This window comes from Niallia sp. FSL R7-0648, from assembly GCF_038007005.1.
Taxonomy (GTDB): domain Bacteria; phylum Bacillota; class Bacilli; order Bacillales; family Cytobacillaceae; genus Niallia; species Niallia circulans.
Genome location: NZ_JBBOWE010000001.1, coordinates 2,036,633 through 2,049,209, shown reverse-complemented (window position 1 = coordinate 2,049,209; position 12,577 = coordinate 2,036,633). Strand labels below are relative to the sequence as shown.

The 12,577-nt window shown below is 34.5% G+C and carries 13 protein-coding genes; 5 read left to right on the top strand and 8 right to left on the bottom strand.

All coding sequences use genetic code 11. The features are described from left to right. Nucleotides 1-2 precede the first annotated feature (2 nt). Nucleotides 3-845, top strand: coding sequence for a TIGR03943 family putative permease subunit (locus NSQ89_RS09805; protein ID WP_047940667.1), 843 nt, complete (start codon nt 3-5; stop codon nt 843-845). Between the two features lie 47 nt (nt 846-892). Here the strand turns inward: NSQ89_RS09805 and NSQ89_RS09800 are convergent, their stop codons facing one another. Continuing rightward, nucleotides 893-1,414 (bottom strand): GNAT family N-acetyltransferase, encoded by a 522-nt coding sequence (locus NSQ89_RS09800; RefSeq protein WP_047940668.1) that lies wholly within the window; start codon nt 1,412-1,414, stop codon nt 893-895. A gap of 191 nt (nt 1,415-1,605) precedes the next feature. On the opposite strand from NSQ89_RS09800, the gene NSQ89_RS09795 reads away from it, so the two are divergent. The 3 genes from NSQ89_RS09795 (at nt 1,606) to NSQ89_RS09785 (ending at nt 4,293) form a co-directional block, all read left to right on the top strand. Next, complete coding sequence (locus tag NSQ89_RS09795; RefSeq protein WP_341132555.1) at nt 1,606-1,824, top strand: hypothetical protein; 219 nt, start codon at nt 1,606-1,608, stop codon at nt 1,822-1,824. Between the two features lie 131 nt (nt 1,825-1,955). Next, nucleotides 1,956-2,906, top strand: a complete 951-nt coding sequence (locus NSQ89_RS09790) for an L-lactate dehydrogenase (protein ID WP_047940670.1) — start codon at nt 1,956-1,958, stop codon at nt 2,904-2,906. A 118-nt stretch (nt 2,907-3,024) separates the two neighbouring features. Continuing rightward, complete coding sequence (locus tag NSQ89_RS09785) at nt 3,025-4,293, top strand: glycoside hydrolase domain-containing protein (protein ID WP_341132554.1); 1,269 nt, start codon at nt 3,025-3,027, stop codon at nt 4,291-4,293. Nucleotides 4,294-4,400: 107 nt separating this feature from the next. Here the strand turns inward: NSQ89_RS09785 and NSQ89_RS09780 are convergent, their stop codons facing one another. The 4 genes from NSQ89_RS09780 to NSQ89_RS09765 form a co-directional block, all read right to left on the bottom strand. Then, the gene (locus NSQ89_RS09780) at nt 4,401-4,697 is read right to left on the bottom strand and encodes a Parvovirus coat protein VP1-like protein (protein ID WP_095320116.1); all 297 of its coding nucleotides are present in this window, start codon (nt 4,695-4,697) and stop codon (nt 4,401-4,403) included. Nucleotides 4,698-4,845: 148 nt separating this feature from the next. Next, nucleotides 4,846-5,391, bottom strand: coding sequence for a hypothetical protein (locus NSQ89_RS09775; RefSeq protein WP_047940672.1), 546 nt, complete (start codon nt 5,389-5,391; stop codon nt 4,846-4,848). Beyond that, nucleotides 5,388-5,762, bottom strand: a complete 375-nt coding sequence (locus NSQ89_RS09770) for a hypothetical protein (protein ID WP_047940673.1) — start codon at nt 5,760-5,762, stop codon at nt 5,388-5,390. The genes NSQ89_RS09775 and NSQ89_RS09770 overlap by 4 nt, the downstream gene beginning before the upstream one ends. Before the next feature lie 273 nt (nt 5,763-6,035). Next, nucleotides 6,036-6,473 (bottom strand): diguanylate cyclase domain-containing protein, encoded by a 438-nt coding sequence (locus NSQ89_RS09765; protein WP_053215580.1) that lies wholly within the window; start codon nt 6,471-6,473, stop codon nt 6,036-6,038. Between the two features lie 397 nt (nt 6,474-6,870). Here NSQ89_RS09765 and NSQ89_RS09760 point away from each other — a divergent pair, with 397 nt between their 5' ends. Continuing rightward, nucleotides 6,871-7,494, top strand: a complete 624-nt coding sequence (locus tag NSQ89_RS09760) for a LysE family translocator (protein ID WP_047940676.1) — start codon at nt 6,871-6,873, stop codon at nt 7,492-7,494. Between the two features lie 158 nt (nt 7,495-7,652). Here NSQ89_RS09760 and NSQ89_RS09755 read toward each other — a convergent pair whose 3' ends face one another. The 3 genes from NSQ89_RS09755 to NSQ89_RS09745 form a co-directional block, all read right to left on the bottom strand. Beyond that, the gene (locus NSQ89_RS09755; protein WP_047940677.1) at nt 7,653-8,378 is read right to left on the bottom strand and encodes an MBL fold metallo-hydrolase; all 726 of its coding nucleotides are present in this window, start codon (nt 8,376-8,378) and stop codon (nt 7,653-7,655) included. Nucleotides 8,379-8,692: 314 nt separating this feature from the next. Beyond that, entirely contained in the window at nt 8,693-10,570 is a 1,878-nt protein-coding gene (gene htpG / locus NSQ89_RS09750; protein ID WP_082138447.1) for a molecular chaperone HtpG, read from the bottom strand. A 306-nt stretch (nt 10,571-10,876) separates the two neighbouring features. After that, a complete protein-coding gene (locus NSQ89_RS09745; protein WP_235850031.1) occupies nt 10,877-12,505 on the bottom strand; it encodes a catalase in 1,629 nt (542 codons plus the stop codon). Nucleotides 12,506-12,577: the final 72 nt, after the last annotated feature.

Sequence of the window (12,577 nt, the reverse complement as noted above, 5' to 3'; positions counted from 1 at the left end):
ACATGTTTCGAATATTCGTGTTAATAGGCTTTACTTATTTATTTCTACATTTACATGCAACTGGCGATATATCTAAATATATTAATATGAAATATGCTTATATTTCAGAGTCTGCTATCTATATATTTGTACTCTTTACAATTATATGTGTCTATAACTATGTAAAAAAGGATAAACATACACATGATGCATCGTGTAATCATTGTGGACATGATCATTCCCATGAAGAAAATAGCTGGTGGAAACGTGGATTTACGATTATAACATTGCTTATTCCTATTCTTACTGGTTTAATACTTCCAGTGGCTACCCTTGATTCGAATATTGTGGAGAAAAAGGGACTCTATTTCCCTGCATATGATGAAGGAGATGAATATAGTCAGCATCAATTCCTGCAGCCAAATACGAGTAGCTATTATGGCAAAGAAGGCTATGCAGAAGTGATGGATAAAGGCTTAGATAAAATAAAGAATCTCCCTGAAATTAAATTAGGGGAAGATAATTTTTTAAATGATTTGGAAACAATCTATAATTATCCAGGTCAATTTATGGATAGAAAAATTACGTTGACAGGATTTACTTACAAGGAAGAGGATTTAACCAATAATCAGCTGTTCCTGCTGCGCTTTGGGATTATCCATTGTATTGCTGATGCTGGTGTTTTTGGAATGCTTCTTGATATTCCGGATGAATTGAAAAGAGAGAATGATCAATGGCTCCAAGTAACAGGTAAGCTTGAAACAGTGTACTATCAACCATTTAAGAAAACCATTCCGATTCTTAAAGTTACAGATTGGAAGTCCATTAATCAGCCAGATGACCCTTATGTATATAGACAGTATTAAAAAAAGGAGAGAATGTTTGCTTATATGCAGCACTTCTCTCCTATTTTTTATATATATTTTTCCATGCGAATATCATCCCACATTCTATCTTGATAATAAGTGAAGAATTTATTTTTGCCAATTTCTTGATATCCAAGCTTTTTATATAATTTATGTGCGTTTTTATTAAATTCAAATACGCCTAACTCAATCCTGTTAAACCCTTGTTTTTTGATCTGCTCTTCTAGATAGATTAATGATGTTGATCCGACACCTTTTCCTCTTGCAACTTCTTCGCCAATTGTAATAGCGATCCAAGCGGTCCCTTGTTCTTTCCTATATAGATGAATGGGATCAATCGTATAATTCATTTCTCCAACAAGAATATCATCTAAATAAATAGCATACATGTGGTAATTGGTTAATCGTTTTGTTATTTCCTCTTTTGTAACAAGTACGTAGTTTTCTAAATCCTCTTTATTTCTGCAAGGATGAATGAACGGGATAAGTCTTGGGTCATTTTCCCACTTATTTAAACAAGAAATTAATTGATCAGTTGGATTATCTATTTTTTTAAAGGAAATGTTCATATTTGGTTCCCTCACCTTTGTTTATTCTTTTCTTATTATAAGCGAAGATTAAGCAAGTTTGTTTAAAAATATTTAAAATGAATGGAAGGTTTGTCTTTTTAATGACTAGCATGTTTATCGTTCTAAATTATTTCTTTTATCCATATTAATTTTAATATCCGAAAAAACTTCCTTTAAAGGAGTGTTATTGAATGATTACTGTCCATTATTTTGAAAATAGTACCAATGTATTGACCCAATTACGGCAAGACATACCGAATATTGATCTACCTGTAAAAATAAAAGGACGAAAAGGCAAAGTCCTATCCGTGAATCAATTAAAAGAAGAGGTATATCAAGTAAATGTGGAATTTGAAAAGGTGGTAAAAAAAGCCGTACTTGCAGTAGATAATAAAAAAAGAAAGCGTTAGATATTGTATAGGAGATATCATTTGTATGATGTCTTCTTTTTTATAATTTCGGTAACATTTTTTATAAAATACATAATTCGCAAGGGATAGACAAACGCTATTTAATAAATAGTTTTAAAGGGGAGTAGAAAATGCTAAGTAATAAAGTTAGTCGCGTAGCTTTAATTGGCGCTGGATTTGTTGGATCTAGCTATGCCTTTGCTTTAATGAATCAAGGAATTGTAGATGAATTATTATTAATTGATCTAAATAAGGACAAAGCATTTGGCGATGTGATGGATTTGAATCATGGCAAGGTATTTGCCCCTAATCCAATTAGTATTAAATATGGGGAATATAAAGATTGTGCTGAAATGGATTTAGTTGTCATATGTGCAGGAGCCAATCAAAAACCAGGAGAAACCCGTCTTGATTTAGTGGAAAAGAATTTAAAAATCTTTAAATCCATTGTCGAACAAGTAATGGCAAGTGGATTTCATGGAATATTTTTAGTTGCTACAAACCCAGTAGATATTCTAACCTATGCTACTTGGCGCTATAGTGGTTTGCCGAAAAATCAAGTCATTGGCTCTGGTACGATACTGGATACCGCAAGATTTCGCTATTTACTAGGAGATTATTTTAAAGTTGCTCCTACTAGCGTTCATGCCTATATTATTGGAGAACATGGGGACAGTGAACTTCCTGTCTACAGTGCGGCAGATGTTGCTGGTATTCCAGTTTATAAGTTAATGAAAAGAGCTGCTCATTATAAAATGGAAGATTTAGATAATATTTTTGTGAATGTTCGGGATGCGGCTTACAAGATCATTGAAGGAAAAGGTGCAACCTATTATGGGATTGCGATGGGACTTGTACGGATAACAAAAGCAATTTTAAGTAATGAAAATAGTGTATTAACGGTTTCTGCCTATTTGGATGGCCAATATGGGGAAAAGGATGTCTATATTGGTGTTCCCGCCGTTATAAATAGAGAGGGAATACGAGAAGTTATCGAGTTGGAATTAGCTTTAGATGAACAAGAAAAATTTCAGCAAAGTGCTGCTATTTTAAAAGATATTCTTAAGCCTCACTTTACCTAACACTCTAAGCCTTCTGTTTGCTGAAATGAAGAGATATTTCAATCCAAAAATAGCCCACACCCAAATTCTCTAATTTACATACTTTATAAAGTAAGTAAATTAGGAAAGGTGTGACAGAATGGATTGGAAGAAATACCTTCTTATAGCAGCTGCTACTTTCTTGATTCTTTTTTCTGGAATTGTTACTGTTTTGCTTTTTCAAACAAATAAAGTGGAAGCAGATAAAGAGCAAGGCAATTCACTCAATTCCGAGAGTAATGCCACAACAGAAAGCGCTCCAGGCAATATTAATATTTCAGTAACAAATAACATCCAGAATATAGTTGGTGGCGAATCTAAAGCAACAATTGAAAATAAGGTGAAAAATGACTTAGAAGATAAGGATGCTGCTATTGACAATAGCATTGATAATAAAACAGAAAAAGAAGCATCTGTCACTATTAATAATACTATTGAAAACTTGTTAAAAGGTCAGATAAATGGTACGACAAATAATAATATTACGAATAATATTCTCTCTAGTAACAAAGCAGAGCTAGCGAATAATATATTGAATGATTTAGATTTAAATGTGGATGTTAATGTCTCCAATGAAGTTAATACCAATGGAAAGAAAGAATCATCCAATAATGAAAATGGGGATACAAACAATAACGAGAATAATAAAGAAGATAATGGTAAGAAAGAAAACGACGGGAACGAATCAAACGGAAATAAGGACAACAAGGAAGAAACATCCTATTTATGGGGAATTGATTCTGCTAGTGAAACAACAGAGGATTTTCTTGCTTGTGTAAGAGATAACTTTGGAGATCCTAAAGTGATTGCGCGCTATCTAGGAACAAATGAAGGTGTTTCTCATGGCTTAACGGCAGATCAAGTCGATTTAATTCATTCCAATGAAGCGGATATCTTACTCATATATAATGGGTTTACAGACGCAACAGGATATGATAATGGTGTAAGTGAAGCAAAGAAGGCAATTGAGTTGGCTAAGGAGCTTGAAGCTCCAGATGGTGTCGCCATTTTTGCGGACATAGAACCCAATTATCCTGTGGATGCCGCCTTTATAGAAGGATGGTATGCCGAAGTTAGTAAATCTACCTATGAGCCTGCTATTTATGGTATTTTTGATAAAGATGAAGCGTTAACTGCTTCCTTTAATCAAGCTGTAAAAAACAAAGCGGAAATAAAAGATAATACATTTCTATGGTCTGCCTCTCCTAATATTGGGATAACTACAGAAGAAGATGCCCCCGAATTTAAAGTGGATGCACCGGAAGAGTCGCTTGCATATGGATGGCAATATGGTATTAATGATGAAACATGTAATATAGATACTAATCTATTTGACAGCAACCTGACAGATGTATTGTGGAAACATTAAAAAATGGACATCTTACTAACGAATAATTCGGAAAGTAAGATGTTCGTTTTTTAAATCTAGAAATTTGGAAATCCCATAATAATTTTTCGAAGTCGCGTTATAGGAAGTTATAAGTGTCTGCCTCTCCATCCGCCATTGATTTCAAGTCGAAATCGCATGAAATCAGAGATAAGTCTGGCAGTCTTCCCTTCTTGATTTCGTTCTCTAGATTTTGATTGGACACAATGAAGTAATTTTTCGTCACAATAGCGACAAGAACCATATGTCTCTACACATTGATCATGCCTTTGGCAACAGGAGTCAACATAATTGATAGGTGCACCAGGACCACTGCAGCCGGGACCGCAATATCGATAACCGCCAGGCAGACATAGTTTAATCGTTTTCCTTCTTTTCTTTTGCATTCTCTGATTCTCCCTTCTATATAGATTATGAAGCTTGTAAAAAATAGCTTGGGAAATCAATCTAAAAAAAGAAAACTTCCATATGAAAAATTGTTTCATAAACAATAAAAGCTTGTCCAAAGGAATACTTCGGACAAGCTTTTATAAGTTAGCTTCGTTTTTTGAAGATAGTGGAAATAATTTCGTCGGTTGACATATCGCTTTTAATTTTAAACGATCCCAGCCTTAAGTATTCTGCTACGCCTTTTTTATCTACTTTTTGCGAGAATTGCAAGGCGGTTTCTTTAATGATTTTTTCATCATGTAAAATGCTTCCTACATCATAACTAGTCATACCACTTGAAACTGTAACAGTAACTGTTTTAACTTCCTCTTTTTTCTTATCTTCTTCTTTTTTGTCATCTTTCTTTTCTTCAGAAGTATTAGATTCAGATGCTTGTTTCTTTACATCATCTTCTTTTTTCTTTGCTTCTTCAGAAGTTTGTACAACATAACCACTGCTTGTTAAGATATCTTTCATTTCTTCAACAGTTGGCGTATTTGCTGCATCACTTGCTACTTTATCTACTTTTTGGACATTATTGTTTGTTTCAGCATTCGCTGTATCATCCTTCGTAGAAAAATAGACAATGCCGCTAACAGAAGTTGCTAAAAGAACTCCCGCTGCGAAACTTGTAATTATTGATGGCTTCATTGTAAAACACTTCTCCTTTCCTCTTTTCCAGTTAAGTAAGGAGCTAACATTTCTTCTACTTCAGCTTGAGTAAGCTTTTTTTGAGCTGCAATTGTTTCAACTGAATACTTACGTCTATGCAAGTCAAGCACTTCTCGTAAAACCATTCGGTCTTTAGAAGCTAGCTGAACGCCTGTTTGTTTTTCTAATATTTCTATGTCCAACTCAAGATGGCGTATTTGTTTTTGCAACTGTGCTATTTCTTCCATCACAGAAAGGTGAATTACATCTATTTCACGTTGCTCTGATTTTGACGTTTGTTTTGCTTTAATTACGGAAGTAATGAGCAAAATGGCTGCTGCAATAAACAATATGGCTAGTGTCCATTCCATTTTAAAGATCCTCCCTCTTTCAGAATCTAGTTTCCTAAGTATCTATTATACATTCTTTTTCATTATTTTTCGATGATATTCTACAAAATCCTTCAATAGTTAGATGAGTTGGGATAATTTTGCAACTTTTATTATATGAAAATAGTTGCAAACAGCCGTGTTGTCAATTGATTTTTCCAAGAATAATCGAAATTAATTAAGGATAGTTTTAATGTTGAGTCCTTATACCTATGAAGAAAAAGATTCAAAGACATTGCCTTTGAATTCAATTTTTTATTGTTTAGTAATTTGATAGCCGTTTTTTCCTGATTTTTTCATTTGATACATAATTTTATCAGCGTTTTGCATTAATGTTTCGATATCCCTCCCATGATATGGATAGATACTGATACCGATACTGCAAGAAATAGAATAAAGTTTATTGTCCATTCGAAGAGGATGATTAAAAATAGCAAGTAATCTCTTAGCGTAATTTTCTAATTCATGTTCTGTATTCATATCCTTAATGATAAGAATAAATTCATCTCCACCCAAACGACATAAAAAATCAGTTTCTCTTATTGAACCTTTCATTCTCGCTGCAAGGAGTTTTAATGCTCGATCACCGTATTTGTGCCCTAATGAATCATTTATTTGTTTAAAGTCATCAATGTCTATAAATAGTAAAGCAAATGAATGGCTTTCATTCTGGAATTCTATTAATTCAGACATGGTTTTATGAGTAACCTAATATCTCCTCAACAATTGAATTGGAATACGTAAATTGCCAATGTTCGTTTAATTGCCATATCCAGTCACTTACATGTTCAACAAGTATACGAAAAAAATCAAGAGATGGCGTATCATTTACATTCATGGTTATGTCCCCTACCAAAAATAATTATAGGCAAATAGGTATTTTCTGTATTTTCTTTTTTAAAATTATTATATCATTGTCAGTCTATTATTAAAAGATTTCCTCTTTTTCAAGAGAAGTATGGACTATTTCATTTTGTTTTTTGCCAAATATACAATTCTATTATAAATAGAAAAAAGTTTTCTAAAAATGTGGTACATGCTCTCCTTATTGAATACGTTAATTATAGACGTTTATATTAGGAGGATCTTTATGGATAGTATTTTATATTATATTGCCTTGGGTTTGTCTTTAGCAGCGCCGATAGGACCAGTGAATGCTGCTGTTATAAACAGAGGGCTTAGATATGGATTTCATCATGCGTGGGTTCTGTCGTTAGGTTCTCTCCTAGGTGATGTATTTTTTATCATTCTCGTATACTTTGGCGTAGCAAAATTGGCTAATATCCCAATTGTTCAAACTTTTCTTTGGTTGTTCGGTGCATTTGTCCTCATATATACAGGGATAGAAGGTATCATGACTAAAACTAGCACTATATCAAGGAGTGGTAAAGACAATAATTCTATGTTTCGGTCATTTGTTACTGGATTACTGATGAGTATTATGAATCCGCTATCGATTATCTTCTGGCTAGGAATATATGGATCTATTTTAGCCTCTACTATACATAATTTTAGTACAAGTACGGTACTTCTATACACGGGATGCATGTTATTTGGCGTAGCGATTTGGGATATTACCGTATCTGTACTGGCTAGTTTTTTCCGAAATGTCGTATCTGAACAGCTAATCACTATTGTTAGTAGAATTTCTGGACTTATTCTTATTCTATTTGGAGGATATTTTGGGATTCGGGGAATTCAGTTCTTTTTATAATTGCAGCTGTTTCTTTTATTCTCCAGCAGAATCAATTCCTTTACTATATAGAGAAAAGTTGTCTAAATAATAGACTATTTGAAATGAAAAGTGACTATTAGAAATGTCTCCTAACATTATATAAGGCAATTTTAGGATCATTTCTAATAGTGCACTACTTAAAGAGCTTTCGATTGAACCAAACCTTCTAATTGCTCTTGGATATTTTCTGTAACCATTCCTCCATGAAAGCAAACTATTTGTTTAATCGGATAAGCTAAAAGCTTTTTTAGGGATTGAATCGCAAGCTCCATATTTGGTGTGTTTACTGGATCTGGATGCTGTAATCGGCCATCTTCAGCAAGTAAGGCATCTCCAGCAACTAAAGTACCGGATCTTTTATGAAACAGGCTGATATGTCCTGGCGTATGTCCAGGTGTATGAATAATCTCTATACCTCCATCTATGTCTAATAGTTGGTTATCATGTAGAGAAGCAGTAACTTTTGCCTTTGGTGGATGGAGATAAATAAATTTAAATGGATCAGGAAGTGATTCCCATTCTTTTTCGCTAAAATTATCAGGATTTGCTTTTAATAAAGGTATATCCCCTTCAATAAAAGGTATATCTCCTTCATGTGCGTAAATTGTTAAATACTGCGTACAAGCGGTTAATATCTCTGGTAAGCTACCTATATGATCAATGTCTTGGTGTGTTAACAAAATTCCCGTTAAGTCCTCCAAGGATTTATTTGCTTTAGCCATCACTACATTTATATCTTCCATAAACCCAGGCATTCCTGTATCGATTAATAAGGTTTGTTTTTCATCCCATATAAGGGTTGGGTGAATGACAAAGGAATTTTTTTCAATCGTCAAGATCTCTATTCCTTTTAATTCTGCCATAATATTGTTCCCCATCTCTGATAGTTTTTTTATAAGTATAGCGTTTTCGTTTTAATTAGTAAAATATAAATTTGTAAGTATGGGGATGATGTTTAGATTTGAAATAGGCGAAGAAGTAAATAGGTTAAAAATCGAAGCGGCTCGGCGCTCGCTCCATGGTAAAAGAAGTGTTTTCAGTTTGCAGACGATTCCTCCAAACTCCTTTCTTAAAATAAAGAAAACTCAAACGATTACCGAAAATCCTCTTAGTATTCTCCGTATAATCGTTCGAGTTTATCTTGGTTGGAAAACTTAGTCCCAGCCGCTTTTTTTTCTTATTTCATTAATTTACAAATATTATTCGTAAATTCGACAGGATCTTCAATAGACAGACCTTCAATCAATAGGGCTTGATTATATAAAAGGTTTGTATAAAGAGCCACTTTATCTTTGTCCTTTTCATAAGCCTCTTTTAATGATTGGAAAATTTCATGATTTTTATTAATTTCTAACACTTTGTCTGCTTTGATATTTTGATTGTCCGGCATCATACTTAACACTTTTTCCATTTCAATCGAAACTTCCCCTTCTGCAGTTAAGCATACAGGATGTGATTTTAAGCGGGTAGACACTTTTACGTTTTTGACTTTGCCAGAGAGAATCTCCTTCATGTAATCAAACAACGCTTTGTTCTCTTCCGTTACTTCTTTTTCCTCTTTTTCTTCCTCTTGATCAAGTCCTAAATCTCCACTTGATACAGATTTAAATTCCTTCTCTTTATATGCTGCAATCATTTTTATCGCAAATTCATCAATATCATCTGTTAAATAAAGAATTTCAAAGCCTTTATCTGCTACTAATTCTGTTTGTGGAAGTTTTTCGATACGATCAATCGAGTCACCAGCTGCATAATAAATGAATTTTTGATCTTCTGGCATTCTTTCTACATATTCATCTAATGATACTAGTTTTTTCTCTTTAGATGAATAGAATAAGAGAAGATCCTGTAACATTTCTTTATTCATCCCGAAATCATTGTAGACTCCGAATTTGATTTGTCTTCCAAAGGAGTTATAGAAGGATTCATACTTTTCTCTTTCATCCTTTAAAAGGCTGAGGAGCTGGCTCTTAATTTTCTTTGTTAAGTTCTTTTCAATCCGTTTTAATTGACGATCATGCTGCAGCATTTCTCTTGAAATGTTAAGGGATAAATCTTCAGAATCAACCATCCCTTTGACAAAACTAAAGTAATCTGGCAGCAAGTCCGCGCATTTCTCCATAATTAAGACACCATTTGAATAGAGCTCTAGGCCTTTTTCATACTCTTTAGAATAATAATCAAACGGTGTTTTTTCAGGAATGTAAAGTATTGCATTATAACGAATTGCTCCGTCTACACTAACATGAATATGCTTCAATGGCTTATCATAGCCATAACGTTTTTCTTCATAGAAATTTTGATAGTCTTCTTCTGTTAACTCATTTTTATTCTTTTTCCAAATGGGAACCATACTGTTAATGACTTGTTCTTCGCTAACTTCTTCATACTCATTTTCTGTGCCTTCTTTTAGCTTACTTGTCGTTACATCCATTTTAATTGGGTAACGGATAAAGTCAGAGTATTTTTTAATAATCGATTTTAAACGATATTCTTCTAAAAATTCATCATACTGCTCTTCTTCTGCATTTTCTTTAATTGTAAGGATAATATCGGTACCGATTGTTGATTTCTCCGTTTCTTCAATGGTATAACCATCAGCACCTTTTGACATCCATTTATAAGCTGTATCACTATTCAGTGATTTAGTAATAACGGTTACTTCATCTGCGACCATAAACGCTGCATAGAAACCTACACCGAATTGCCCAATAATATCATGGCCATCCTTCGCTTCATTTTCCATTTTGAAAGCAAGGGAACCACTTTTAGCAATTGTACCTAAATTTGCTTCTAATTCTTCCTTTGTCATTCCAATACCAGTATCAGAAATGGTTAACGTACGGTTTTCTTTATTAGCAGTAATTTTAATAAAATAATTATCTTTTTCAAAATTAATAGAGTCATCTGTTAAAGCTTTATAATAAATTTTATCAATTGCATCACTAGCATTTGAAATTAACTCACGTAAGAATACTTCCCGCTGCGAATAGATGGAGTTGATCATCATTTCTAATAAACGTTTGGATTCCGCTTTAAATTCTTTCGTTTCGATCAATTTTCCTGCACCCTTTCTTCTTTATCTTATGTAATAATATTAGCACTTAAATGTGATGAGTGCTAATCTATTAATTAAATATCATATTTCATAAGGGATGTCAATTAATGTTATTATAGAGGAAAAGAATGATTGATGTGGTTGGCACATAAGAACTTTATGGAATATAATTGCCACTAAGGATTGTGAAATTGGTGGTTAACAGGCCTAAAAATACCAAAAAGGAGACACAATTTTAAATGTGTCTCCCATCAACTTAATAAGAACTTTTAGTAGCTACCTTTTTATCTACCATTCCACTTATTAATAAGGGTCAGCTTCATGGCTTTTCTTCACTGCATCTTTTGTTGCTTCATTGGCATCTATTGTTCCTTGCCCATATTTTGATTGACCTGCTTCACGCCCTGGAACATTATCCTTTGCCGTTTCTTTCATCTCTTTCATTTTCGTTTCGATGCCCTCTTTCACACGGCGGCCATAATCTTCATCTGCTTGTGTAAAGTGTTCAATCATCGCATCTTGAATTTTTTTATCACAGATTGCCAGTGCTTCCGATAGGTTTTTTATTAATTCTTCGCGCTCCCAATCTTCAAAGCTTCTGTATGTGTGACCAGCTTGTCCATAGTTATTAGGTCGGTCTATTGGTGCACTCATCGCCGCAGCATTATAGGTCGGCTGATGAGGTACCCGCTCTTCTTTCCCTGCCTCTTTAAAACCACCAAGCATAGATGGTTCATAGTTGATATGTGGGTTTTCCCCAGATTCTTTCGGATCACGTACATCCATTTGGCCGCGATGTTGATTTGTGCGCACAGGTGCTTTTGGTGCGTTTACTGGTACTTTCAGATAATTTGCACCAACACGATAGCGTTGAGTATCAGAGTAAGAGAAGGTGCGCCCTTGTAACATCTTATCGTCAGAAAAATCCATTCCATCTACAAGTACACCAGTACCGAAAGCAGCTTGCTCAATTTCGGTATGGAAATCGACCGGATTACGATCGAGGACCATACGCCCAACTGGCAACCATGGGAATTTATCTTCTGGCCAAAGCTTCGTATCATCGAGAGGATCAAAATCTAGTTCTGGATGATAATCATCCTCCATTATTTGCACGTAAAGCTCCCATTCTGGATAATCACCACGCTCGATTGCTTCATATAAGTCTTGTGTCGCATGGCCAACGTTCTTGGCTTGAATAGATTCTGCTTCCTCTTGCGTCAAATTGCGAATGCCTTGTTTTGGTTCCCAATGGTATTTTACTAATACTGCTTCACCTTGTTCATTTACCCATTTATAAGTGTTTACCCCAGAACCCTGCATATGACGATATGTAGCTGGAATACCCCATGGTGAGAAGAGGAAGGTTATCATATGTGTAGCCTCAGGAGTGCGGGAAACAAAATCAAACATACGTTGTGGGTTTGGTACGTTTGAAACTGGATCTGCTTTAAAGGCATGTATCATATCTGGAAACTTCATGGCATCACGAATAAAGAATATCTTAAGGTTATTTCCAACCAAATCCCAGTTTCCATCTTCAGTATACATTTTTACAGCAAATCCACGTGGATCGCGTGCTGTTTCAGGTGAATCCTTCGCCCCAGCAACAGTAGAAAAACGAACCATCAATGGTGTCTTCTTCCCTGCTCCGGAAAATACTTTTGCACGAGTATACTTTTCTACCGGCTCATTTCCTACTTTTCCGTAAGTTTCAAAATAACCAAATGCTCCAGAGCCTCGTGCATGTACGACACGCTCTGGCACTTCTTCACGATCAAAATGGGAGATCTTTTCAATAAAGTGGTAATTCTCAAGTGTAGCAGGGCCGCGATTCCCAATAGTACGGATGTTTTGGTTATCTAATACAGGATGTCCTTGTCTTGTTGTTAAGGTTTCTCGATCCTGATCTTGCCCCTTTTCATTATTCATATCTTTTTTCTCTGCCAAAAAAATAACCTCCTAGTATTTAGTCATTATTAGTTGTATCCAATATATGCTAAT